This is a genomic window from Clostridium swellfunianum, from assembly GCF_023656515.1.
GTDB lineage: Bacteria > Bacillota > Clostridia > Clostridiales > Clostridiaceae > Clostridium_AT > Clostridium_AT swellfunianum.
In genome coordinates, this window is the sequence record NZ_JAMOFV010000006.1 from 3,435,213 (window position 1) to 3,460,756 (window position 25,544).

At 33.4% G+C, this 25,544-nt stretch carries 26 protein-coding genes; 21 read left to right on the forward strand and 5 right to left on the reverse strand.

The features are described from left to right. Window positions 1-14: 14 nt before the first annotated feature. Window positions 15-1,340, reverse strand: a complete 1,326-nt coding sequence (gene rsxC, locus NBE98_RS16190; protein ID WP_250816054.1) for an electron transport complex subunit RsxC — start codon at window positions 1,338-1,340, stop codon at window positions 15-17. Between the two features lie 287 nt (window positions 1,341-1,627). Between rsxC and NBE98_RS16195 the strand changes: the two genes are divergently transcribed. The 7 genes from NBE98_RS16195 to NBE98_RS16225 all read left to right on the forward strand — a co-directional run bounded on the left by NBE98_RS16195 (window position 1,628) and on the right by NBE98_RS16225 (window position 5,938). Continuing rightward, complete coding sequence (locus tag NBE98_RS16195; RefSeq protein ID WP_250816055.1) at window positions 1,628-1,990, forward strand: hypothetical protein; 363 nt, start codon at window positions 1,628-1,630, stop codon at window positions 1,988-1,990. A gap of 73 nt (window positions 1,991-2,063) precedes the next feature. Further along, complete coding sequence (locus NBE98_RS16200; protein ID WP_250816056.1) at window positions 2,064-3,194, forward strand: cysteine desulfurase family protein; 1,131 nt, start codon at window positions 2,064-2,066, stop codon at window positions 3,192-3,194. 48 nt (window positions 3,195-3,242) lie between these two features. Beyond that, on the forward strand, window positions 3,243-3,779 hold the full coding sequence (locus NBE98_RS16205; RefSeq protein ID WP_250816057.1) for a nucleoside-triphosphatase: 537 nt from the start codon (window positions 3,243-3,245) through the stop codon (window positions 3,777-3,779). A 169-nt stretch (window positions 3,780-3,948) separates the two neighbouring features. Then, on the forward strand, window positions 3,949-4,467 hold the full coding sequence (locus NBE98_RS16210; protein WP_250816058.1) for a DUF6241 domain-containing protein: 519 nt from the start codon (window positions 3,949-3,951) through the stop codon (window positions 4,465-4,467). Window positions 4,468-4,674: 207 nt separating this feature from the next. Beyond that, window positions 4,675-5,253, forward strand: a complete 579-nt coding sequence (locus tag NBE98_RS16215) for a 5' nucleotidase, NT5C type (protein WP_250816059.1) — start codon at window positions 4,675-4,677, stop codon at window positions 5,251-5,253. A gap of 62 nt (window positions 5,254-5,315) precedes the next feature. Beyond that, complete coding sequence (locus tag NBE98_RS16220) at window positions 5,316-5,588, forward strand: late competence development ComFB family protein (RefSeq protein ID WP_250816060.1); 273 nt, start codon at window positions 5,316-5,318, stop codon at window positions 5,586-5,588. A gap of 116 nt (window positions 5,589-5,704) precedes the next feature. Further along, window positions 5,705-5,938 carry a hypothetical protein gene (locus tag NBE98_RS16225; protein ID WP_250816061.1) on the forward strand — a complete coding sequence of 78 codons (234 nt, stop codon included), beginning with the start codon at window positions 5,705-5,707 and terminating at the stop codon, window positions 5,936-5,938. 35 nt (window positions 5,939-5,973) lie between these two features. Here NBE98_RS16225 and NBE98_RS16230 read toward each other — a convergent pair whose 3' ends face one another. Next, the gene (locus NBE98_RS16230; protein ID WP_250816062.1) at window positions 5,974-7,965 is read right to left on the reverse strand and encodes a PAS domain S-box protein; all 1,992 of its coding nucleotides are present in this window, start codon (window positions 7,963-7,965) and stop codon (window positions 5,974-5,976) included. A gap of 279 nt (window positions 7,966-8,244) precedes the next feature. Between NBE98_RS16230 and hcp the strand changes: the two genes are divergently transcribed. From hcp to NBE98_RS16255, 5 genes are all read left to right on the forward strand, one after another. Further along, window positions 8,245-9,894, forward strand: a complete 1,650-nt coding sequence (hcp, locus tag NBE98_RS16235) for a hydroxylamine reductase (RefSeq protein WP_250816063.1) — start codon at window positions 8,245-8,247, stop codon at window positions 9,892-9,894. 189 nt (window positions 9,895-10,083) lie between these two features. Further along, complete coding sequence (locus NBE98_RS16240; protein WP_250817604.1) at window positions 10,084-12,561, forward strand: CHASE4 domain-containing protein; 2,478 nt, start codon at window positions 10,084-10,086, stop codon at window positions 12,559-12,561. Between the two features lie 89 nt (window positions 12,562-12,650). Then, window positions 12,651-12,980: a DUF5658 family protein gene (locus NBE98_RS16245; RefSeq protein ID WP_250816064.1), complete on the forward strand. Its 330-nt coding sequence runs from the start codon at window positions 12,651-12,653 to the stop codon at window positions 12,978-12,980. A gap of 110 nt (window positions 12,981-13,090) precedes the next feature. Continuing rightward, a complete protein-coding gene (locus tag NBE98_RS16250; RefSeq protein WP_250816065.1) occupies window positions 13,091-13,543 on the forward strand; it encodes a hypothetical protein in 453 nt (150 codons plus the stop codon). A gap of 418 nt (window positions 13,544-13,961) precedes the next feature. Then, on the forward strand, window positions 13,962-14,831 hold the full coding sequence (locus NBE98_RS16255; RefSeq protein ID WP_250816066.1) for an aldose epimerase family protein: 870 nt from the start codon (window positions 13,962-13,964) through the stop codon (window positions 14,829-14,831). A gap of 22 nt (window positions 14,832-14,853) precedes the next feature. Here NBE98_RS16255 and NBE98_RS16260 read toward each other — a convergent pair whose 3' ends face one another. Continuing rightward, window positions 14,854-15,477, reverse strand: coding sequence for a hypothetical protein (locus NBE98_RS16260; RefSeq protein WP_250816067.1), 624 nt, complete (start codon window positions 15,475-15,477; stop codon window positions 14,854-14,856). Window positions 15,478-15,661: 184 nt separating this feature from the next. Here NBE98_RS16260 and NBE98_RS16265 point away from each other — a divergent pair, with 184 nt between their 5' ends. The 6 genes from NBE98_RS16265 to NBE98_RS16290 all read left to right on the forward strand — a co-directional run bounded on the left by NBE98_RS16265 (window position 15,662) and on the right by NBE98_RS16290 (window position 20,972). Then, window positions 15,662-16,195, forward strand: coding sequence for an SLATT domain-containing protein (locus NBE98_RS16265; protein WP_250816068.1), 534 nt, complete (start codon window positions 15,662-15,664; stop codon window positions 16,193-16,195). Window positions 16,196-16,263: 68 nt separating this feature from the next. Then, on the forward strand, window positions 16,264-16,947 hold the full coding sequence (locus NBE98_RS16270; protein WP_250816069.1) for a peptidoglycan-binding domain-containing protein: 684 nt from the start codon (window positions 16,264-16,266) through the stop codon (window positions 16,945-16,947). A gap of 89 nt (window positions 16,948-17,036) precedes the next feature. Beyond that, window positions 17,037-18,227, forward strand: coding sequence for an MFS transporter (locus NBE98_RS16275; protein WP_250816070.1), 1,191 nt, complete (start codon window positions 17,037-17,039; stop codon window positions 18,225-18,227). 121 nt (window positions 18,228-18,348) lie between these two features. Then, the gene (gene larE / locus NBE98_RS16280; protein WP_250816071.1) at window positions 18,349-19,173 is read left to right on the forward strand and encodes an ATP-dependent sacrificial sulfur transferase LarE; all 825 of its coding nucleotides are present in this window, start codon (window positions 18,349-18,351) and stop codon (window positions 19,171-19,173) included. An 88-nt stretch (window positions 19,174-19,261) separates the two neighbouring features. Beyond that, the gene (locus tag NBE98_RS16285; protein WP_250816072.1) at window positions 19,262-19,417 is read left to right on the forward strand and encodes a hypothetical protein; all 156 of its coding nucleotides are present in this window, start codon (window positions 19,262-19,264) and stop codon (window positions 19,415-19,417) included. A gap of 31 nt (window positions 19,418-19,448) precedes the next feature. Then, window positions 19,449-20,972 (forward strand): gluconokinase, encoded by a 1,524-nt coding sequence (locus NBE98_RS16290; protein ID WP_250816073.1) that lies wholly within the window; start codon window positions 19,449-19,451, stop codon window positions 20,970-20,972. A gap of 108 nt (window positions 20,973-21,080) precedes the next feature. Here NBE98_RS16290 and NBE98_RS16295 read toward each other — a convergent pair whose 3' ends face one another. Beyond that, entirely contained in the window at window positions 21,081-21,461 is a 381-nt protein-coding gene (locus tag NBE98_RS16295; RefSeq protein WP_250816074.1) for a L,D-transpeptidase, read from the reverse strand. Between the two features lie 342 nt (window positions 21,462-21,803). Between NBE98_RS16295 and mgrA the strand changes: the two genes are divergently transcribed. Next, window positions 21,804-22,793: an L-glyceraldehyde 3-phosphate reductase gene (gene mgrA / locus NBE98_RS16300; RefSeq protein ID WP_250816075.1), complete on the forward strand. Its 990-nt coding sequence runs from the start codon at window positions 21,804-21,806 to the stop codon at window positions 22,791-22,793. A 28-nt stretch (window positions 22,794-22,821) separates the two neighbouring features. Here the strand turns inward: mgrA and NBE98_RS16305 are convergent, their stop codons facing one another. Next, window positions 22,822-23,511, reverse strand: coding sequence for a YjjG family noncanonical pyrimidine nucleotidase (locus NBE98_RS16305; RefSeq protein ID WP_250817606.1), 690 nt, complete (start codon window positions 23,509-23,511; stop codon window positions 22,822-22,824). 203 nt (window positions 23,512-23,714) lie between these two features. Here NBE98_RS16305 and NBE98_RS16310 point away from each other — a divergent pair, with 203 nt between their 5' ends. Continuing rightward, window positions 23,715-24,299 carry a TetR/AcrR family transcriptional regulator gene (locus NBE98_RS16310; RefSeq protein ID WP_250816076.1) on the forward strand — a complete coding sequence of 195 codons (585 nt, stop codon included), beginning with the start codon at window positions 23,715-23,717 and terminating at the stop codon, window positions 24,297-24,299. 275 nt (window positions 24,300-24,574) lie between these two features. Further along, window positions 24,575-25,312, forward strand: a complete 738-nt coding sequence (locus tag NBE98_RS16315; protein ID WP_250816077.1) for an SDR family NAD(P)-dependent oxidoreductase — start codon at window positions 24,575-24,577, stop codon at window positions 25,310-25,312. The last annotated feature ends 232 nt before the right edge of the window (window positions 25,313-25,544 follow it).

Consider the following 25,544-nt stretch of genomic DNA (forward strand, 5'->3'; position numbering starts at 1 on the left):
TCCTAAGTATTTTATTAATTTGCTTTCTTTCTATTAGCTATAACTGATCTCTTTCCTTCACGACAGGATTGAGTCAAGTGACGTTTTGCAGGGCATACAACTGTGCAGCAGCCGCACTCTATACAGTCCATACCATTGTTTGCAGCAAAGTCATCATATAGTCTTCTGTTTACTAATGAATCTAAAGTTGTTGGTATTAAATTCATTGGGCAAGCGTCTATACACCTTCCACAGCGGATACAACTTGACTGCTCTGGAAGTACAGCTTGCTCCTTTGTTAAGCATAAAATACCTGAGGTTCCCTTCATAACATAAAGGTCTAAAGTACTAACAGTTGTACCCATTAAAGGACCACCAGAGATAATTTTAACTGGATCTTCTTTAAAGCCGCCGCAGGCTTCGAGTAGTTCTTTAAAGGAAGTACCATATTTAACTCTTAAGTTTTTAGGTTCTTTAACAGCCTCTCCTGTAACAGTAACAATTCTCTCCATTGAAGGTCTGCCGTTAACTACAGCATTGTAAATTTCAAATATAGTACCAACATTTTGAACTATGCAGCCTACATCTGCTGGGAGCTTCCCTGATGGAACTTCACGTCCAGTTACTGCATATATAAGCTGTTTTTCAGCTCCTTGTGGATACTTTGTCTTTAGTACAACTACTTCTATGTCTGAAATGCCTTTAACAGCTTCCTTCATAGCTTGTACTGCATTCATTTTGTTATTTTCTATACCAATGCTGCCTTTAACTCCTGGAAACATTTTAAGAATAATTTTTAAGCCTTCTACAATCTCTTTAGTGTTCTCAAGCATAAGTCTGTGGTCGCAAGTTAAATATGGCTCACACTCAGCACCATTTACAATGATATAATCAATTTTTTTGTCAGGAGGTGGCGCAAGTTTTACATGAGTTGGGAAAGTAGCTCCTCCCATACCAACTATACCAGCTTCCTGAATTATTTTCGAAAGGTCTTCTTTTGATAAATTCTCATAATTCTTTCTAGGAATCATAGTAGGTGATTCTTCATAAAGGTTATCGTTTTCAACTACTACTGATACAACTCTAGTTCCATTTGGATGAAGTATAGGTGAGACTTCCTTTACTGTACCCGAAACGCTGCTGTATACAGGAGCGGATACAAAGCCCTTTGCTTCACCAATTTTTTGACCTACCAAAACCCTATCTCCTTTTTTAACAATAGGTTCACAAGGTGCGCCTATATGCTGTGACATAGGGAATACTAGGTTTCCTTTTGGCAGCAGGTTTTCAATTTGTTTGTTTTCTGTGAAATGTTTTCCATGTGGAGGATGAATACCTCGCTTGAAAGTTAACAGATTCATAAAAACCCCCCTAATCTTGACTAAGATTTATTATATAGATTGTTGATAATGAGTATCATTTACAAAAATATAACTCATAATACTAGTACAGTTTTTATATTTGAGTATAACACTATAAAAATTGTATAACTTAATTATAAAACAAAAGCTTATAATATTCAATTTTGCCAAAAATTTAACAGGGATTATTTTTTGGAAATTTCGTAAAAAAAACAACTTATAATTTCAAATCATTGGGAATGCTATAATATAAGTACAATTATTTCAAATAAAAAGGGGACGAAGTGATGAAGAAATCAAAAGTAGTCAAGACTGCTAGTAAAATTATAGGTACAACGCTTCAATATAATGTGATTATAACAGGTGCTTTAATTGGTGGAATAGCTGTTATATTAGGGAAGAAAAAAACAGGAAAGGCTATACAGAGGGCAACGCTTAAAGTAGGAAGATATGCTGGCAAAGCTATAAGAACTTCCGGGGAACTTGCAGGAGTTTTTATGGAAGCAAGGGCTAACGAGGGGGTTAGGCTTAGAAATAGGGTAAGTGACAAAGTTGTTAAGACTAGAGTCAGAATTTATGGAGATGCAAATGAATTTTTTAATAAAGAAAAAATGGTAGAGGCGGAATTTACGGAAATGAAGAATGAATAGTAAAAATTCATTCTTCATTATTTATAAAACTGGGGAATATACTAAACTAAGATTAAGTTTAGGAGGCAATAGTATGCAAATATACCTTGACAACAGTGCCACTACAAAGCCTTATAAGGAAGTTGTACAAGCTATGTTTAACTGCATGATTCAATGCTATGGGAATCCATCTTCGATACATTCTCTTGGAGAGCAAGCTAAAAAGTATTTAAAAGAGTGTAGAAAATCAATAGCACACAGTATTAATGCTGCTGAAGAAGAAATTATATTTACTTCTGGGGGGAGCGAGAGCAACAACTTTATACTTAAGGGTTTCTTAAAGGCTGGAGATCATATGATAACGACCTGTGTTGAGCATTCAAGCATATTAAACTGCTGTTTGGAACTTGGAAAAGATGGGGTAGAAATTACATATTTAAATGTTGATAGTTCAGGGAAGATTAGACTTGAAGAGTTAAAAAACAACATAAAAGAAAATACAAAGCTTATAAGTATAATTCATATAAATAATGAGATAGGTACTATTCAAGACATCGAAGCCATAGGAAAGCTCATCAAAGAGGTGAAGCCTGATACTTTATTTCACATTGATGCTGTACAGAGTTATGGAAAGTATTCTATAGATGTGAATAAATATAATATAGATTCACTTTCTATTAGCGCGCATAAGATTCACGGCCCTAAGGGGATTGGTGCAGCTTTTATAAGAAAGATATATATTCCTAAGGCACTTATAAGCGGAGGAGGGCAAGAATACGGCTTAAGGTCAGGAACAGAAAATTTGCCAGCTATAGTGGGTTTTGCAGAGGCTGCAAAGATAATGATTAATAATTTGCAAAAAAATTATGAGTGGATTTGTAAACTTAGATATTATCTGATCTACAAGCTTGGAGTTGCAGAGGGAATAAAGGTAAACAGCAACGTTGAAAATTCTTTGCCGCATATAGTAAATATTTCTGTACCAGGTATAAGATCAGGGAAAATACTATTTTATTTAAATGAAAGAGGAATTTATGTATCCAAAAGTTCTGCATGTTCAGCTAGGAATCTTAAAGACAGTCATGTACTTAAAGCAATAGGACTTCCTCAGGAGGATATAATGGGAAGCTTAAGAATAAGCTTCTGTGAGGAAAATACTTTTGAAGAAATTGATGCTTTAGTTAAGTTCATTACAACTTGCATATCGGAGCTAAAAGCATCATAAAGCTAGGTGGAACGTGTAATTTGCAAGTTGTAGATTAGGGGGAGTAGAGTGAATAATATTTTTCTAACTGGTGAAAGGTGGAATAACTATGCAGGAGAACTTTTATTAGAAATTAAAAATATGCTGCTTTGTGATATAGGCGGCTATTGGGTAGATGTTACTAGAGATGATGAGAATAAAAATATTAGAGTATTTGATTTAACATCACTATATGATGGAGAGAGAGGAAATATATTTTTTAAAAAAGATGATTCTTCAGGTATATCAAAGCTAAACATTGATATTTTTAATACAAAGGGAGTAGAGATTTTAGAAAGAAGTTTTGGGAGAAGAGAGGTTTTCGTACTGAAGGAGATTGGATTTCTGGAATCAAAGGCGAAGAGGTTTACTAATGAAGTTAAAAAGCTCCTAGATAGCCCTAAAATTGTTATTGCATTGGTAAAGAGCGTAAGCTGTACTTATATAGATGCGGTAATGGCAAGAGAAGATGCAAATTTGTTTAAGGTAACTGAGGAAAATAAAGATGCCGTAAAGCAGGAGATACTAAAACTTCTTATAAGCTTGGAAGTGCCGTTAAAAATATAGCCGACAAAAATTTTATATAACTAATATTTTATAGATTTTTAACAAATGCAAGAATATTGAGCCTTAAACAAGTTCTAACATGAATGTAAGGAGTTCCTCTTCAATAAAGATAGGAGAATAAGAAAAAATCAATAGTTAACAAATACTACCAATTGGTGTTATAATATGATTGGTAACATTATTAGGAGGCGGTAGTATAAAGACTTATTTCAAGTGGGCCGTCATAGCAATAGCAGTTGTAGTTGCCTATGGTGGTGTACTTTTGGGAGTAATAAAAATTTTCTCCTTTAACGAAAAGTCAGTAGAAGTAACAAGTACAACGGTTCAATTCAAAGACAATCCAACAAAAGAGCAACTTGCTGTAATAAATGTGGATTTCAATTCAGAAGATAAGATTAACCAATCAGAAGTTTCTAGTAAAGCCGATATATATAATACAATCCATCAAATGGCTAATACGAAGATAATTGCAGAGGATGGACAAATATGGGGATTAAAGGCAATGACAAAAACTAGAGTTGAAAGTGTGCAAAACGCTGTGAAGGATTTAGGCATTGAGGACGAACGAATAATCCAGATGTTAGATAGATGGGCGAAGCAGGATTTTAGCCAGTGCGTAGAAGAGCACAATTATATATGGAGCAAATATCTAGGAGGAACTATTGGTAAAGCGATAAAGCTTAGGTAGGCGGTTCAAGTTTTATTGTAGTCGTGAAAATAAATTAGTCGTTTTTACGACTTTTTTTCTTTTAAAAGAAAATGAAGATTTTAGAACTCAAAGGATAGATTAATCGCAGTTTAAGCATGGACATGAACAACATACTTTATTGCTTATTAATGAAAATAAGTTATAATTGTGTTATTACTATAACTATAGTTAGGGAGGGGATTGGAAATGAAGCAACTTAATATTTGTATAGATATAGATGGAACTATAACAGATCCATATTATTATTTAGATATATCAAATCGATATTTTAATAAGAACATTACACCAAAGCAGGTGACACAGTATTCTCTTGACAAGGTTTATGGAGTTGATGAAGAGGAATTTGATTTGTTCTATAAGAAACATAAATTTGATCTACACGAAAATCAAGCGATAAGATCTGATGCTAAAAAAATACTGGACAAGTTAGCTGTTGATAATAATCTTTATTTCGTTTCTGCTAGGGATAATTCCATGAAGCTTTTAACTATAACTTACCTTCAAAAAAATAAAATACCATATGATGCACTTTATCTATTGGGAAGTCACTATAAGCTTGAAAAGGCAAAAGAGCTAAGCTGTGACTTTTTTATAGAAGACAGCTATGACAATGCTTTGTATTTAGCCGATAATGGATTTAAGGTTGTACTACTGGATACTTACTATAATAGAGGACATGAAAGAGATAACATATTCAGGGCTCAAAACTGGCAGGAAGTATGGAATATTATTGAAGAAAATGCATTAGAAAAGAAAGTGGTTTAAAAATTATTATATAATAATTTTAATAGCGAGATTTTATTAATTTAGGGAGGGAAAATATTAATATGTACCGACTAAAAAACTACATGGAAGTTGTGATTGACGAAATAATGCCAGCTATGATTGCTAAAGAAAATGAAATTTGTAAATGTGAAAAATGTCTTTTAGACATAAAGGCTATAGCGTTAAACAGTCTTGCGCCTAAATATATAGTCAGCGATATTGGAGAAATTTACAGGAGATATGATGAATTGGGAAAACAGCTTGAAATAGATGCAGTGGAAGCTGTTATGGGAGCCTTGGAACTTGTAAAGAAACATCCTAAACATGAAGCATAGGACTTTTAGAGAGCTTTAAAGGCTCTTTTTTTCTTTTTTATGGAAAAGATATTGACGCGAATACAAGTTCGATTTATAATAATGTTATAGAGAACAAGAGTTTGCGGGGTGATTATATGGTGGATCATATTTTAATGGCATCACTAGAGAGAAATTTAATTGTCGCAATAATGTATTTAAAAAACAATGAGATAACTATGAGAAACATAAGGGTATTAGAGATAAAACAAGACAGAATAATAGCTTATTGCTATTTAAGAGGAGAGAACAGGGTGTTTAAAAAAGAAAATATACTATCTGCAGCATTCTTAAACACAAGTAGCCCAAGTCAGCCTAGTTATAGTTTTTAACAAAAATACCGCAAGGGTTTTAACTTGCGGTATTTTTATGAGTATATATCTGAAAACTCGATATTTATTCTTTCTACATAGTTTTTACTTACATTTTCCTCTGGTAAAAAATCGAATTCGGAGCTTGAAGCCAACTTTATAGGAAGAGTTACAATGAATTCACAACCTTCACCAAGCTTGCTAAATGCTTTTATACTACCACCGTGCAGTTCAACAAGTGATTTAACCAAGGCTAGTCCTATACCACTTCCCTCATTAGATCTGGTAAGTGATTTATCTACCTGTATAAACCTATCGAAAATTTTCTCAAGCTTATTTTCAGGTATTCCAGTACCCGTATCCTTTACCGATATAATAACATCATTATGATGATGGCTTAGCGTGACATAGATACAACCCTCAGACTTAGTAAATTTAACTGCATTTGACAGAAGGTTTAATATTATTCTTTCTATCATATCTGAATCTACTGCTATAAAAAGCTCTTCTATATCTGTATCAAATATTAAGTCAACCCCTTTATTTTCTACATAGTCAGCAACTGAAAGAGTTATGTCTTCAACAATACTAACTATATTTTTATTTTCTAAGCTTAAATCTAAATAACCTGAATCAATTTTAGTTATATCAATTAAATTGTTTACCAGCCTTAAAAGTCTAAAACAGTTTTGCTGGATTATTTTCGTATACTTTTTATATTTAAATAAGTTATGTTCTATGCTTTCGCTATTTAGATAGAGATTTTCAAGTTGTATTGATCCTAAAATAACATTTAAGGGGGTTCTTAACTCATGAGATATATTAGCAAAGAATTCTGTTCTCAAACTTTCATATATTTTAGATTCATTAATAGCAAGCAGGTTTTTCTCTATTTCTTTTCTTAGCTCCCTTACTAACTTATGGTTTGTCATATCTCTTACAACAATTATTCTTACAGCCCTTTGATTGTAAGTTCCTTCGCTAATACGGGTATCTGTTGGGAAAACAGTACCATCCTTTTTCTTTTGGCATACTGAAAGGTGCTCCACTTGATGTTCAATGTTTATAAACATTTTCTCGGTATCTGCAACAAAATCAGTTCTGTTCTTTGTTATAATCTCTTCTTTTGAATACTGATATAAACTACAAGCTGCAGGATTAGCTTCTATTATATCGCCGCTTTTAGCATCTACAATAAATATAGCATCATGAACAGAATTGAAAATGCTTTTGTATTTTTCTTCACTTTCCTTCAAAGCACTTTCCATAATTTTGCGCTCTGTGATATCAGAATGCGTTCCTGTCACCCTTGTAGGCATTCCATTCTTAGTATATTTAGTTACCTTCCCTCGAGATAGAAGCCATTTATAACTTCCATTTTTACACCTAAATCTATACTCTATATTAAAGCTTGAAGTAGCTCCAAGCAGGTGATCCATCATATGTTTGCTTGTATATTCAATATCTTCTGTGTGCAAGAGGGTTAACCAGTTATGCCAACTTGTAGGTAATTCATCTAATTCGTAGCCTAAAATATCTTTATAGACCTTAGAGTATGTTACTTTGTTTGCATTTAAATCCCAGTCCCATACCCCATCTCCAGAGCCTTCGATAGCTAGATTTAAAATTTCTTTTGTCTTCTTAACTTTATCGCTTGATATTTTTGAATCAGTTATATCATGAAATATTTCCGCAAAATAGCCATATTCATATCCAAATACTGAACAGGAAAACCACCTTTTAGAAGGCTTAATACAAATTTCGAACTTCATACTCTCGCCATTTAATGCGGCCTTAATTGCTGCCTCAGCCCAATGGGGATTCATATATTCAATATCAGGAATTACCTCAGTCAACTTCTTGCCAATTATATTCTCACGGTTTAATCCTGTAAGTTTTTCAAAGTTTTGATTTACATCTACATATAAAAAATCAATGGGTGTACCATTTTCATCAAAAACAATCTTGTAATAAGCAAAACCATCGATCATATTTTCAACTATAGCTTTATACCTGTTTTCTTTATATGTTTCACTATCTGAAAACATAGTGTCCTCCTGCATATTAACGAATAATGATAAACTATCAATAAATACATTCGCCAAAAGAAGAAAATATCCTCTATTTATTGTCAATATTTTGAATTTGTTGTAAAAATATTGGGCGAAAAATATTTTATAAATTTATTAATCTGTAATATATGTTACAGAAATATTCAGACCGTTTTGGTATGATTTAATACGTCAGGTGACAAAAACAAATTAAACAAAGCAAATCAAACAAAGCGAATAAATGAAATCACATAGATATATAGGAGGGTTTTAGCAATGAGTATGTTCTGTTATCAATGTCAGGAAACAGCAGGTGGAAAAGCTTGTACAGTAAGAGGGGTTTGCGGTAAGACTTCAGACCTTGCAAATTTACAAGACTTATTAATGTATGTACTAAAGGGAGTATCAGTAGCTAACGTAAAGGCTAGAGAGCTTGGAGTTAATAAGGCTGAAACTGACAAATTCGTATTCAACGGTTTATTTATGACTATAACAAATGCTAACTGGGATAAGGCTAGATTCTTAAACGAAGTTAGAGCAGGACTTAAGTTAAGAAATGAGATAGTGGCTGCAGTTAAGGCTGCTGGCGGGTCAATCGAAAGCAATTATGAAGGTTTAACTTGGAATGGTTCAACTGATGCTGAATTAGAAGTTAAGGCAGAATCAGGAGATGTAAGCATTCTTCAAACTAAGGATGAAGATATAAGATCCTTAAGAGAATTATTAACTTACGGCTTAAAGGGTATGGCTGCTTATGCTGAGCATGCATTTAACCTAGGTTTTGAAGATCAAGGCGTCCATGAGTTCATGCAAAGAGGACTTGCAGCAACTACAGATGACAACCTAGGAGTAGGAGAATATGTAGGAATAGTATTAGAGTGCGGTAAGTATGGCGTAGATGCTATGGCGCTTCTTGACAAGGCTAATACAACAGCTTATGGAAATCCGGAAATAACTAAGGTTAACATTGGCGTTAGAAATAACCCTGGTATACTAGTAAGCGGACACGACCTTAAGGATTTAGAGTTATTATTGGCTCAAACTGAAGGAACAGGAGTAGATGTATATACTCACTCAGAAATGCTTCCAGCTCACTACTATCCAGCCTTCAAGAAGTACTCACACTTTGCAGGTAACTACGGAAATGCATGGTGGCTGCAAGATAAGGAATTTGAAAGCTTCAATGGAGTTATCTTAATGACAACTAACTGTATAGTACCTCCAAAGGCTTCATATGTAAATAGAATGTTCACAACAGGTGCAACAGGCGTTACTGGTGTTAAGCATATAGATAAGAAGGAAGATGGAACAAAGGACTTCAGCGAATTAATAGCACTTGCTAAGACTTTACCAGCTCCAACAGAAATAGAAAAGGGAGAAATCGTTGGTGGATTTGCTCATGCTCAAGTATTAGCACTTGCTGATGCTGTAGTTGATGCGGTTAAAACTGGCGCAATAAAGAGATTCTTTGTAATGGCAGGCTGCGATGGAAGAATGAAGAGCAGAAACTACTACACAGATTTTGCTGAGGCACTTCCAAAGGATGCAGTTATATTAACAGCAGGATGCGCTAAGTACAAGTACAACAAGCTAAACCTTGGCGATATCAACGGAATTCCAAGAGTGTTAGATGCTGGACAATGTAATGACTCATATTCTTTAGCAGTTATAGCATTAAAGCTTAAGGAAGTATTTGGACTAGACAACGTAAATGAATTACCAATCTCCTACAATATTGCTTGGTACGAGCAAAAGGCTGTTATAGTATTACTAGCTCTACTACACTTAGGAGTTAAGAATATTCACCTAGGACCAACACTACCAGGTTTCCTATCACCAAACGTAACTAAGGTTCTTGTTGAAAACTTCGGTATCGGCGGAATAACTAACGTTGAAGACGATATGAAGATGTTCATGGGTGTATAATTAAATAAGCCAATTTCATTACCATCCAAATATAGGCTTTCTGCAGATTATGCAGAAAGCCTTATTATCTTTCGTATAAAAAGTTTTATTTTTATCACATGAAAATTAACGCGAATTAAGGAGGAAAAAGTAGATTTTTGTAGAATATAATATGGAATAATACTTGCAATGGGGATGACTAACGTGAGAATGAAAATAAAAACTTTTATAACGATTAATATATTATGCTTACTGGGATTGATAGGAATATATGTTTTTTCTAATGCTATCCTACTTAAAAACATTGAAGACCAGGAAAAGAAATTAGTTATACACAATATTAATCATGTTACGACAATAATAAATAGGGATATTGCTGCATTAAATGCAACAAGTGGAGATTGGTCCTTCTGGGATGATGCATATTACTTTGTAAGAGGCGAAAACAAAGACTTTATAAAAAATAATTTAGATAATTCTTCAGTATCCACACTAAGGCTTAATTTAATGGTTTTCTTAGATAACAATAAGAAGGTTGTATATGCTAAAGGTTTTGATTTAAATAGTAATAGAGAAGTAGAGCCTCCAATGGATTTTGATAAATATATAAGCTCCGAAAGCAGCCTCTTAAAACATGAAGGTTTAGGTAGTATTATTTCAGGAATTTCAATTATTGACGGCAAACCGATGCTGTTGTCCTCAAGGCCTATATCAACCAGTAATCTTGAGGAACCTATGGCAGGTACTTTAATAATGGGCAGATATATTGATGCGCCAGACTACATGGTACTACAGGAGCTTACCGGGTCGAATATTTCAATTACAGAGTTAGCAAACATAAATGATATAGATTCAAGTAAAAAATATATTGTAAATGAAAATGGAGATACCTATAAAATTTATATAGTAAATAAAGAAGCTGTTCTTTGTGACTTAAGTATTAAGGACATTAACGGTAATGATACCATTAACTTAAGAATGAAGCTGCCCAGAGATACTTACAATAATGGTTATAAAAATCTAATACTTTTTATGAAGATTTATACAACTGCAATACTAGTTATAAGCTTCTTGGCTATGATAATTACAGACAAAGTGTTTATAAAAAGATTGGAAAGGCTTAGTGATTTTATTAAAAAAGTAGGCTTAAGTAAAGATATGACCCAACGAATTTGTGTGCAAGGTAGAGATGAAATTACAAATCTTGCAGAGTCAACTAACAACATGCTTCAGGAAATAAACCATGCAAATATAAAAATTAGGGAGAGCCAAGAACGGCTTCAAAGGGTTTTAGAAGGTTCAAATGATGGCTTTTGGGATATATATTTACCTACTGGAAGTATATTTTTTAGCCCGAAGCTCTTAGAAATATTGGAGTATGACGAAACTGAAATAAAAAACTTTCTTCCTATAATGAAAAAGATTTTATCTAGAGATGAGTTCTTAAAACTATTAAAAGCCTATAGAGATTTACTTGAAGGAAGGCAGGAGAGCTACGCCCATGAACATCATGTTAAAATCAAAAATGGAAGTTTTAAATGGCTGCTCATTAAAGGAAAGGTTGTTAAGTGGGATGAAAATTCAAAGCCGTTACTTATGGCAGGGATTGCTTCCGATATTACTGAAGTTAAAAAGCGCAGTGAGACTATTGAATACTTGAGTTATCACGATGCTCTAACTGGTCTTTATAACAGGCATTATTTTATAACTCAGCTTGAGAAGCTTAATGATGCTAAACAACTCCCTATTAGTCTTATAATGGGGGATGTTAATGGACTTAAGCTGACAAATGATGCATTTGGACATCTTGAAGGTGATAAATTACTTGTTACAATAGCTGAAATACTTAATAAGTCTTGCAGAAAAGAAGATATAGTTGCTAGACTTGGAGGAGATGAGTTTATTATAATACTTCCCAATGCAGATGAAAAGCTAGCATCAGGAGTATGCAATAGGATAAAAGCATATTGTGAAGAAGCTGATCAAAATCTTATCAAGCCAAGTATAGCCCTAGGGGTGTTTACAAAAAACAATGAGTCGCAAGGTATTGATGAATTGTTTGAGCTAGCAGAGGATAGAATGTATAAAAACAAGCTTTTGGAGAAAAAAAGTGCTAGACATTCTACTATTGCTGTTATGGAAAGAGCATTATTTGAAATAGATTTTGAGACTAAGGAGCATACTGATAGGATTTGCAAACTGGCTGTTAAGATGGGAGAGTATATGAACTTGCCTGTTAATATATTGGACGAGCTAAAGCTCTTGTCAAAGCTTCATGATATTGGAAAGACAGCAGTTCCTAGAGAAATACTGATTAAACCAGAGCGGCTGACAGAAGCTGAATGGCAGATTATAAAGAAACATCCTGAAATAGGCTGCCGTATAGCGCTATCCTCTGACGATTTAAAACCTATTGCAGAAGGGATTTTATCACATCACGAGAAATGGGACGGCAGCGGTTACCCAAGAGGTTTAAAAGGTGAAGAAATCATACTTTCAGCTAGAATTATTTCTATAATCGATTCTTATGATGTTATAACTAATTCAAGACCTTACAAAATAGCAGCTACACATGAAGAAGCAATTAATGAAATAATAAGGTGTTCAGGAACACACTTTGATCCTCAGCTAGTAGAGATATTTAAGAGCATGTTTATTGATGAAGCAACTATGAAAAAATGTTTATAATTAAATCACCTTGTCCAGAATATAATTTATAAAGGTCAAGCATAATGATTACAGCTTGATTAATAAATTATATTCTGGAGTTGAACATAGTGCTTGGAATAATAAAGAAAAAGTTTATTGTTATTTATCTGCTCAATATAAGTGATATAATACTTACTTTGCTGTTGCTTGATACAGGGGTTTTTATGGAAGCTAATATATTTATGAAAGCTTTAGTTAAAAGCGAAATTGTAAGTTTCTTTATTAAATTTGGTGTTCCACTTGTATTATTATACGTAGTTTATAGAAGAATAAAGCTAGCTTCAGAAAAACAGCTTCAAATTGGAAATACTTTAATTAATGGTTGTTTAATCTTTTATTCTTTAATAAACTTATCTCATTTGTTTTGGATATTACAATATAGTATACACTCTATTTAACATCAGGCTTTATTAGGCTTGATGTTTTTGTTTTAAAAAAATTAATAATTTTATTTTAAGCTATGGAAACAATAAGTGAGTGGAATATACATATTTAAGGAGGCAACATTATGAACTTCAAGAAAATATCAGCACTGTCACTAGCATTAATTTTGAGCGCAGGAATAAGCGTAAATGCCACAAGCCTGCCTTCAACTGAAAAAAATGATAAGGAAGGAACAAAGGTTGAGTTAAAGAACAAAGTTTTTAAGAAAAGACATAATAATGGTTTATACAGAACTGCAAAAGAAATAGGTATAACCAAGGAGGAAATGAAGGAGGCAAGAGAAGAAGGAACTAATTTCTATGAACTTGCAAAGAAAAAAGGCTATACAGAACAGCAAGTTAAAGATATGATGATAAAAAATAAAAATGAAGCCTTAGATAAAGCAGTTGAAAAGGGAAAAATGACAAAGGAAAAAGCAGAAGAAATAAAAGCTAATATGAAAGAGAAAATATCCAAATGGGATGGTACTATGAGAAAAAAAGAAGAGTGTAAAAAAGAAATTAAATCTGAACAATAGCATATAAAAAATATATTTTCTGAAAAATATATAGTATATTATTTAATTCGCAGGAAATATTAAGTAACGTGGGACTAAAACTTGACAATTTAATACTCCTTTTAAAAAAGCATGGGCTCAGCTTAGCCTGTGCTTTTTTAATTTTGAGTTTAAAAAATAAGAGACAGCTGAATCAATCAGCTGTCTCCTAAAGTTTGTAACTATTGATATATGGGTGTTGGTTTGGGATTAGGGAATAATTTAACTTGGGGGATGACTTGGTTAAATTTTCTTTATGTACTAAGTATATAATGTATAAGAAGAAATGTCAATGATAATTTTTCGCAATTGATTAAAATTATTATTTATATAGTAGGTTAATAGTTTTTTAAAATAATGCTATAATAATAAAAGAAATTTGAAAGTGAGGAATAACTAGATGTACAGTGTAAACAAATATGAAGATAAGTTTTTTGTGTATGAACTGCGAGAAGAAAGTACAAACTCCTCTATAAAGCTTTGCCCAGAGAGAGGAGCAATTATCACAAATTTTGTGTGCCATGGCAAGGAGCTTTTATATCTGGACAAAGAAACCTTCTATGATACTGATGCAAACATAAGAGGAGGAATTCCTATTTTGTTTCCTATCAGCGGTCAGCTAAAAGAAGGTAAATATGAACTTGATGGAAAGACATACTTTATGAAGAACCATGGAGTTGCCAGAATAAATTCATGGGAAGTAATTGAAACTTGTGCTGATAACAGAGCTGCTATAAAGCTTAGATTAAAAAGCAATGAGGATACCTTAAAAGCTTTTCCTTTTGATTTTGAATTGGTGTTTACATACATATTAAAGGATGGCAAGTTAACAATAGAGCAGGAATATAAGAATAATTCAAGCAATGCTATGCCAATTCAAGCAGGATTTCATCCATACTTTGAAACACTAAACAAAAACATAAGTTATAGTACAGATGCGGAAAAATATTTGGATTATAATGATATGCAAATTAAAGATTATACAGGCAGTGTTGATTTAACGAACATGGTAGAATCTGCAGCTTTTATAGATGCCAATAAAAATATTATTTCCTTCGAACTAAAGGAGTTAAGTAGAAAAATTTGCTTAGAATACGGGAAGGAATTTAAATATATTGTAATTTGGTCTGTAAAGGGAAAAGATTTTGTTTGTGTTGAGCCTTGGATGGAGAAGAATGGGGCGCTTAACACTGGAAATGGCCTACAATATATTGAAGCAGGTAGAAGTTTAAAAACCTACTTTAACATTAGTGCTGAATTTACAAAGTAATATTTTGAAAATAAGGATAGCTTTAATTGCTATCCTTACTTTGTTTGCGGGATATTGTAATAAATATGTCATTTCGTTCATTATGAAAGCTTTCTAATAGTTCGTGATTTAAATTTTTCTCCACTACAGCTTTAAGCGATTCTAATGATTCAGCAGAAAGAGATATAGGACTTACAACAGTTAATATATATTTTGAATTGTTGTTTAAAGTTACATCTGATATTTCAAAGTACTGCTTGAATCTATCTCTAACTTCTCTCGTGGAAAGAATCTTTGACCATCTCTTTTTAATACTTTCCTTTTTAACCTTTGGGTCCTTATTTACTTTTATGCGTATTGAGCCGTCGTATTTTTCCCAGGAAATATCTATATCTCCGCCGAAGCTATACTCCAAGGTTTTCTCAAGGCTTTTTAAATTATCGGGGGTTAGTCCAACAGGGATTTTAACCATAATATCTAGACTATCGTTTTTATATAAATCAACATCTTTGATTTCAAAGGTTTCATCAATACTGTTTTTAGTTTTAGTCACATCCATTATCTTATACCAATCTTTTTTTATTTTATATTTTTTGTACCAGGTACTATAGGGAACCAATGAACAAATTCCGCCTGCGCACAAAAGCGCCAGAATACTTTCAAACATATAAACCTCCTAGAATTATATTAGATTTCATAAAGACTATTAAGCTTTATGTCAATAGTGTTAGTCTAGTTAAATGTATTCTTTAAAACATTACTTTATGCAATTAACATATAGCAATCCTCTAGTAGCCTCGATACAGGAAGATTCATATATTGTATTAGAGGTACCAGAAGGAGATGATAAAATGGATTACAAGGCGAAATTAGATGGCTTAAGAAAGGAACTAAACTGTACACTATGCTATTTTGAACGCAAGCATATTATGACTAAACACAGAGCCAATATAGTAAAAATTTCATCAATATGCTTTAGTGCCTGTATAACAGTGTTTTTAGGTTTGAATAATGCAATAGACTCATCTCATATGCTTATGAATGTAGCTTTAGTATTAGGTTCTTTGGTTACTATAATTAACACTGTTGATGCTTTTTATGGTTTTAGCTCTTTGTGGATAAAGAATGCTGTGACACTGGCCAGGCTTAGAGAGTTAAAAAGAAAGATTGAATTTTATGCAGCAGGACAAGAGGATGAATATATCTCAGAAAGAGAACTTAATAATTTTTTTGATGAATTTCAAAAGATTTTAAAAGATGACATAAATCAATGGCTTAGAATAAGAGAAAAAGTAAATTCTATGGAAAAGCTTAAGGAGACCGAAAGGCTGCCTGAAATTCAATTCAGAAATGCCTCAGAAAAAGCTGATAATATAATAAAATAAAATTCACACAATTCTCCCATAAGAATATATTGATAAATAGCTATTATGATATTATGGGAGGATTTATCTTGCCTAAGATACTTGTCTATAATCATGTAACTGGTAGAATGGAGACCTATTATAGAGGGTTTTTAGAGCCGATGCCATATGTGGTAGGAAGAACTTTGACAGTTGGAGAGTTTAGGGCTTACTCAAAATCCAATCTTCTTTGGACAGATAGAAGGATGATGCAAGCCTGGAATACCTTTAGAAGAGGCTGGGGAAGAAGTATATTTGTTGGATATGCTTTTAAAAGAATTTGGGAGGGTGGCCACTCCGGGCAATCTCAACACTACGCAGGACTTGCTATGGACTTAGGACAGACACTTTCTGCAGCACAGAGGTATGCTTTAAGAAGGTATGCGGTTAATTCTGGCTTATGGACGTATGTGGAACCAGCTAGTCTAACTCCTAGATGGGTGCATGTTGACAAGCGGTTTGGAGCACCTGCTTGTGCAAGTGGAGGATATCCACTTCTGAGTGTAGGCAGCAAAGGAGTCTATGTATGCATACTTCAGGATGCTTTAAATACCCTTGGTTTTACAAGCAGCAGTATAGATGGCGTATTTGGATATGGAACAAGAAGAGCAGTTCTAAATTTTCAAAGACAATGGGGGCTCCCACAAACGGGGAGAGCAGATTGTGGGACTTGGATAAGACTTACAAACCAAACTGTTGGAATAGGGAGAACGCCTACAACAAGGCTTTATTAAAATTTATGTAAAAATTGGCTTAATAGTAAACTGTATTCTGCACATAATATAAAAGCATTCAAAAATTACTAGGAGTATAAGGAGATATTATGTGCAGAGAAGCTAAAATATTACTCATAGTAAGCGCATTGTTTACTTTTGCTATGGGATTATCAGGAATATTTATCAATGTGTTTTTTTGGAAGGAAACTAATAGTTTTATTATAATAGTATTGTATAATTTGATGCATTATATTACAACTCCCATAGCATTTATAAGCTCAGGAGCTCTGGCAAAAAAGAAAAACGGTATATGGTCCTTAAGATTAGGACTTTTGATTTATGCTATATTTTTTGGAATGATACTGTTTGCAGGCGCACGAGGCATTTGGTATATTTATCTTTTAGGCGCTGTGTATGGTTTAGCCACGGGCTGCTATTGGTTAGCATTTAATACCTTGGCTTTTGATTTTACAGGAACCAATAACAGAGATACTTTTAACGGTTTTAATGGAAGTTGTGCTGGTATAGCTGCAGCGGCAGCTCCCATAACTTCGGCTTATATAATAAGCAGCTTTAGCGGCAGTAAAGGCTACAATATAGTATTTACTATAACTCTAGCACTATTTATTTTACTTATTTTTATTAGTCTTTTATTGAAATGTAAAAATTACGGGAGCAAGTTGAATTGGAACATGGCTGTAGGAAGAAATTGTGAGGAATGGAGCATAATAAGAAAGACTACGATATTTTGGGGAATTAGAGATGTTACTATAGTTTTCATTATAAATATATTAATAATTGAAACAACAAAAAGTGAGATGTCCTTAGGAAAATTGACGCTAATAGCAGCTTTGCTTTCTTCAGCAGCTTATGTTCTGGTTCAGAAGATAATTAAACCGCCAAAAAGAAGGCTTGCAATACTAATCGGAACTTTAGGCTCCTTTGCTGCTATATTGGGTATCGTGTACAAGGTTTCTTATGTCACGCTGCTTGGTTATACTATGATAGATGCATTTTTTTTACCGTTTTTTTTAATTCAATTCTCTTCTTCAACCTTTAATGTTATTAATAGAGCTCATGATGAGGATTTAAGAATTGAATATATGATAAATAAGGATATAGTAATTAATGCAGGAAGAATTATAAGTGCAGCCATATTAGTAATACTGCTCCTGATTTTCAATGATACTTCAATATTAAAAGTCTATTTGCTGTTTATTGGGTTGGCACCTGTTGCAGCAGGCTTTTTCTTAAGAAAGTTGAAAGCTGTACTCGAAGGAGATTGCAGTAAGAATTAAAGGTAAAACAAAACATCTTCACAAGTTCTTCATAATTTTTTGATAAAATAAAACTAAAAAATGTAATGAATTTAAAGATTGATAATCTTTAGGTACAATAAGAATATGAAGGTGGATGCTTATGGAACTGCAGCAAAAATTTGAAAAGCTAAAACAAATATTAAAAGAAGCAGGCAGTGGCGCTGTAGCCTATTCAGGTGGAGTGGACAGTACATTTTTGTTGAAGGTTGCTTACGATGTTCTAGGGGATGATGTTATAGCGGTTACTGCAAGGTCTTCAACTTATCCGGAAAGAGAATATAACGAAGCAAAGGAATACATAGCACAGTTTGGAACAAAGCATATAACTATAGTATCTGAGGAACTTGAAATAGAGGGCTTTTCAAAAAACCCAGTAAATCGATGTTACTTTTGTAAAACAGAGCTCTTTTCAAAGGTTAGAATGGAAGCTGTTAAGTATGGCTTAAAGCATGTATTTGATGGTTCTAACTTTGACGATATAGGAGACTACAGACCAGGTATGAAGGCTGCAAAGGAGCAGGGAGTAATTAGCCCCTTGAAGCTTGCAGAGCTTACCAAAAATGATATTCGTGAGCTTTCAAAGCAGCTTAATATTCCTACTTGGAACAAGCCATCTTTTGCTTGTCTTTCTTCAAGATTTCCTTATGGAAAAGAAATAACTATTGAAAAGCTAAGCATGGTAGATAGGGCGGAGCAATTCTTAATTGATATGGGCTTTAAGCAATTGAGAGTTAGACACCATGATGAAATAGCAAGGATTGAGGTTGAGCCAGACGAAAGAGTAAGCTTTTTTGATCTTGAAACCATGGATAAGATAGGAGCAGAATTTAAAAGAATTGGTTTTAAATATGTAACTTTAGATATATTAGGCTACAGAACTGGAAGTATGAATGAAGTTTTATCTGAAGAAGAAAAAGCATTATAAGTATATAAACCATAGTCACTGTTTTGACAGTGGCTATTTTTTTATATAAAAAGTTATATTTTATGATAAAAGCTCAAAGGGAGAAAGAATGGATGAAATAAACCCAGTTGAACGCGGCTCTCTTGGAGATGCCCATGCTAAAAAGTATAGAGAAAATGGCAGCTATGAGAGGAAGTTTTTGTTTTTTCTAAATATTTATCAGACGTATGCAAATGATAATAACGGAAACAAATATTATATATGAATTTAAGTATGAATCTGAAAGGAGTAATAGATTGTTTTATATAGGAATTGATATAGGTACAACTAGCACAAAAACTATAACATTTGATAAAGCTGGGAATATAATTTCAAAGTCAACAAGAGAGTATCCTATTTATTCCCCGCAGCCAGATTTCAGGGAACAAGATCCGGAGGAAATTCTTAAAGCTGTTGTAGAAACATTAGAGGAAAGTATCATGAAAGCAGGCATAGGTGCTGAGGAAATAAGTTTTATTGCCTTCAGTTCAATGATGCATAGTATTATTGCAGTGGGTGAAAATTGCAAACCTTTAACGAAATGTATAATCTGGAGTGACAACAGGAGTGCAAGCTATGCTCATAGGTTTAAGGATAGTGGGAAAGGCAGAGAGATTTATTTGAAAACAGGAACACCAACGCATCCAATGTCGCCTCTCTATAAGTTAATGTGGCTTAAAGATAATGAAGCAGAAATATATAGTAAAGCATATAAATTTATATCTATAAAAGAGTACATTCTATATAAATTTTTCAAAAGGTACATTGTGGATTATTCTGTGGCTTCCTCATCAGGTATGTTTAATATTTTTAATCTCAAATGGGATAAGGAAGTGCTTGATATGTTAGAGCTTGATGAAGCTAAGCTTCCTGAGGCTGTGCCTACAACCTGCATACTTCAAAATTTGGATGAGGAAATTTGCGCAAGAACAGGGCTCACAGCTGAAACAAAATTTGTAATTGGAGCAAGTGACGGATGCTTAGCCAGTCTTGGTTCAAATGCTGTAGAGCTAGGTATTGCTGCTGCTACTATAGGAACAAGTGGTGCTGTGAGGATTGTTTCCAAAAGGCCTGTAACTGACGATAATGAAAGGTTTTTTTGCTACTATCTTAGTCCTGATAGGTATGTAGTTGGGGGAGCAATTAATAATGGAGCTGTAGTTTACAGATGGTATAGAGATGAATTTACACAGGCAGAAAAAAATGAAGCTGAAAAACTTGGAGCAGAAATTCATGATTTATTAAATGATAAGATAGCTAAAATAAATGCAGGAAGTGAAGGACTTCTTTTTCTTCCTTTTTTATCTGGAGAAAGAGCACCCTACTGGGATGCGGAGTTAAGAGGAGCTTATCTTGGAATTGCAGACTACCATAACAGAATTCACTTTGCAAGAGCTTTAATGGAAGGTATTTGCTACGATATGAAGGAAATACTTGATGCAGTAAAAGATTTGTCAGGACCTGTGAATAGCGTATATGCTAATGGTGGTTTTACCCGTTCACAGGAGTGGGTGCAAATACTTTGTGATATTTTTGGAGTAGAGGTTATACTAACCGAGACCTATGAAAGCTCAAGCCTAGGTGCAGTAATGCTCGGTATGTATGCAACAAGAGAAATAGACGATTTGAAACAGTGCAGTGATATTGTAAAAGTAAAGAAAGTGATTAAGCCAAGAGCTGAGAATATATGTATATATGAAGAACTTTACAAGTTATATAGAGAGGCCATAGAAAGACTTATGCCTGTATTGAAGCAATTATCCTGCTATAAAAGCCAATAACAAAAGCAACCACCCTGCTTATAAGTGTATATACTATAAAAAAGCAGGGTGTTTTGCTTAGTATTTCTTAACTCATCTTTCATTATTGTAAATGAATTAAGGGTATGACTATATAATTTTTACAGGTGTTCCTACAGGTACTAAATTGTAAAGCTCAATAATATTGTTGTTGTAAGTTCTTATGCAGCCATTAGAAACAGCCTTGCCGATAGAACTTGGATTATTAGTGCCGTGAATACCATAATCGCCGTTAGGAGCATTAAGCCCTAGCCATCTGGCACCAAAAGGCCCGCCTGGCTGATAGGCTTTGTTTATAATTTTGAAATTTCCTTTGGGAGTAGGGGTTGATGGTTTGCCTATAGCTATAGGATAGATCTTAAATATAGTGCCGTCTTTAAAAAGAGTCATTCTTTTAGCGGCTGTGTTTACTGTGACGCTGTATCTTGAAGCGCGATAAAGTTCTTGCCCCTCAGGAAAACGAATAAGCATGAAAGCCTCCGATAATAAATTATTTCATGATTATAATATGTGGAAGAAAGAGATAGTGTTCATAGGAGAAATTTTTTATGCTGGAGGGGCTCGGTGGCTCGCAGAACGAAAAGTTAACAATTTATATTTTTAACTTTTTAAAAAGTTAACTTTTCGTTCTGCGAGAGAAAATGGGCATGAGCAGTAATTTTGACCTCAAATAGTTAATCATTCAGCTATTATAGCACCATAATATTTATATGCCTAGAAACTACTAAAATAAAAATATTTCATATAAGAAGTAATAGATATATAATAGTAAGTATATTTTATTGATAATCTTTTATAAGAGGAGGGGTTAATATGACCTACATACCAAATGAAAAACGCTACGACAATATGATATATAATCGATGTGGAAGAAGCGGCTTAAAGCTTCCAGCAATATCTTTGGGGTTATGGCACAACTTTGGAGGAATAAATGTTTTTGAAAATCAAAGAGAGCTTGTTAAAAAAGCTTTTGATTTAGGAATTACTCATTTTGATTTAGCAAATAATTATGGACCTCCTCCAGGATCAGCAGAAGAAAATTTCGGAAGAATACTAAAGCTTGATTTCCAAGGCTTTAGGGATGAAATGATAATATCCACAAAGGCTGGTTATGGAATGTGGCCGGGGCCTTACGGAGACTGGGGGTCAAAAAAATACTTGGTTTCAAGCTTAGATCAGAGCTTAAAGAGAATGAATTTGGATTATGTGGATATATTCTACCATCATAGGCCAGATTCGAATACACCATTAGAAGAAACTATGAGAACTCTTGATTTAATAGTAAGGAAAGGAAAGGCTCTTTACGTAGGCGTTTCAAATTACAATGCGGAGCAGACCAAAGAAGCTGCTGAAATTTTAAAGAGCTTGGGAACTCCTTTTGTGATTCATCAGCCTAGCTACAATATGTTTGACAGATGGATAGAGGGAGGACTTCAAAAGGTGCTTGAGGAGGAAGGTATAGGTTCAATAGCCTTTGTGCCACTGGCTCAAGGACAGCTGACAGGCAAGTACTTAAACGGTATACCAAAGGATTCAAGAGCGGCAGGACCTTCAGTTTTCTTAAATGAAAGAGACCTTACAGAAGAAAAGCTTAATAAGATAAAGAGATTAAATGAGCTAGCAGAGGAAAGAGGACAAAGTTTGGCACAGATGGCATTAGCTTGGGTATTAAGAGGTGGAAAAGTAACTTCTGCTCTTATAGGAGCTAGTAAGGTTTCTCAAATTGAGGAAAATGTGGCTGCTTTGAATAATTTAAAGTTCACTGAAGAAGAGTTAAATAAAATAGAAGAAATTCTTAAATAGATAAAAGCACCTGAAAAGGTGCTTTTATCTATTTCTCAAGTATATCCTTAAGCTCCATTAAGTTTGATATTTCATAGGTAGGTATTATGTTAGTGCTGTTTAAAAGCTTCCTTGGATTGTACCAGCAGGTATCAATGCCAAAATTTATGCCGCCTTGTATGTCGGAGGAGAGGCTGTCACCCACCATTAGTATCTTGCTCTTATCTGTGTACTTAATATCCTTTAAGGCATGTTCAAAAATCTCGCGGGATGGCTTTGCGGCTCGAACTTCCTCTGAGATTACTACACCCTTGAAATAGTTTGCTATGACTGACTTTCTTATTCTCTTGTTCTGCACATCAGTAAGGCCATTTGTAACAATTGTAAGAGTGTAATCTTTATGTAAGCCCTCTATAAGTTTGGCGCTTTCATCAAACAGGAAGGATGCATCTGCCAAGTGCTTCATATATGATTTGGCAAATTCATTCTCATCAAATTTAGTGCTTAGTTTATGGGATAATCTTTTAAAACGCTCAACCTTTAATTCTTCCTGAGTAATAAGCCCAAGCTCAAATTCTTTCCATATGGCAGAATTTATGTCTTGGTATATTTTTAAATGGTGATTCTCATCATATTCTATATCAAATTCAAGCATAGCGTTTTTAAAGGCTTCTTTTTCAGACTTTTTAAAATCAAATAAAGTATCATCTGCATCAAATATTATAACTTCGTACTTCATCATATTTCCTCCATTAAACTGATTTTTATATATTATATCATAAAATTTTAAAGGTAAGATAACAGCAGCTGATTAATAAATATAAGTTTATTAACATGTTAGATATGCTAACTAATCACATTATTTAGGTAATCAGCTATATTGTTAACAATAAAAATAGTGTATAATGTAGCAAGAACGCAATGCAAAGGGAGTTTTAGAGAATGAGAGAATTAAAGAGCGTTGAAGAGAAGATTTTAGATAGAGCCTTATACCTAATAGGTAAGAACAGATCTATTAATATATCTGTCCGTGCAATAGCTAAAGAGGCTAATGTAAATGTAAGTGCTATAAATTATTACTTTAGAACTAAGGAAGAAATGCTTAGACAGGTAAAGGAGTTTTATATTACAAATACTCTTAGCATTACATCTATACTTGACAATGAGGAATTTAGTGATGAAGAGAAGCTTCTTTTAGCTTCTAATGAGATAATGGAATACATAATTAGGTTTCCTGGAGTAACAGTAATACTGAGAGATGCATCAAAGCAGGAAGTGGCAGATGAAATTTCAAGTAAGATATTGGCTGCAAGTAAGGAAATGAATGAGAAGTTTGAAAGCATATTATATAGCGTGACAAAGGACAGCAGCATGAGCTGCGAACACAAGTACATGATTTTCATGTCTTCAATTATTCATCCAATAGAGAATAGTGACATTTTAAATTTTGACCATGGAATAATTGAAAGCAGAGAAAAGCGGATTGACTATATAAAGAATATAATAAAAGCATTAAAGATTGAATAAGAACTACTTAAAACTAAGTGGTTCTTTTTTTATTAGAAAAATCAAATAAGTTGTTTTAAACATATTGATTTAAATTGTTAAATATTATACAATGAATATGTAGATTAAATCTATGAAACAGTACTGTAAATAACAGAATAGCAAAATATCTATATAATTATTACGAAATTATGTTAAAAATCTAACCAGATTGATGAGTAAATAAATTCAAAATACTAAAGTAAAATAATTAATTTGTTATGAATTAAAGAAGAATGAAGGGATGGATAAAGTTTATGAGTAAGAAAGTTGCCCTTATAACAGGCTCTTCAAGAGGTATTGGAGCTGCTTGCGCCACAGAATTTGCTGAAGCAGGATATAATATAGTCATTCACTGCAATAGCAATGTACAAAAGGCAAAGGAAGTCTCTGAGGCTTGCGCATCACATGGAGCAGAAGTCTTGGTATTTCAGGCAGATGTTTCAAAATATGACGAATGTAAAAAGTTAGTAGAAGCAGCAATTGAGAGATTTGGACGCATTGATGCTCTTGTTAATAATGCAGGAATTGAAGCTAATGGCTCCATAATAGATACTACTCTTGAACAATTTGATAAAGTTATGAAAGTAAATGCTTATGGACCTTTCTATATGTCAAAGCTAGTTGTTCCTTATATGATAGAAAGAAAAGCAGGAAGTCTGATTTTCATGTCTTCTACAAGTGCTGCAACAGGGGCTTCAGGAAGTTCTGCTTATGCCTCTTCAAAGGCAGCTCTTATTGGATTAACTAAAACACTTGCAAGAGATTTAGCTCCTGTGGGTATCAATGTAAATGCAATCTGTCCAGGTCCTATAGAAACAGATATGGTTGCAAGTCTTCCTGTGGAAATTAAGACTTGGATAAAAGGCAGCGTTTTTGCAGGCAGATTAGGAAAGCCAGAAGAGGTTGGAGCAGCAGCAGTATTTTTAGCATCAGAGAAAGCCAACTATATTACTGGTCAAACTTTAACAATTGATGGTATTTTCCGAACATAAAACTATTTTAGCTGTTATTAATATAGAAATACTTGAAGCAATAAACTTCAAGTATTTTTTCATCAAAAAATCAAACGTATTGTTTTAAACATATTGATTTAGATTGTTAAATAATCTATAATATAATTATTAATTATTTACATAATTTAGTTATGTAAACAATTAATAATTATTTTAACTGCCTATTAACAGGCAAAGTAATGTTAGAAAAATAACATAATGAGGGTTGGTG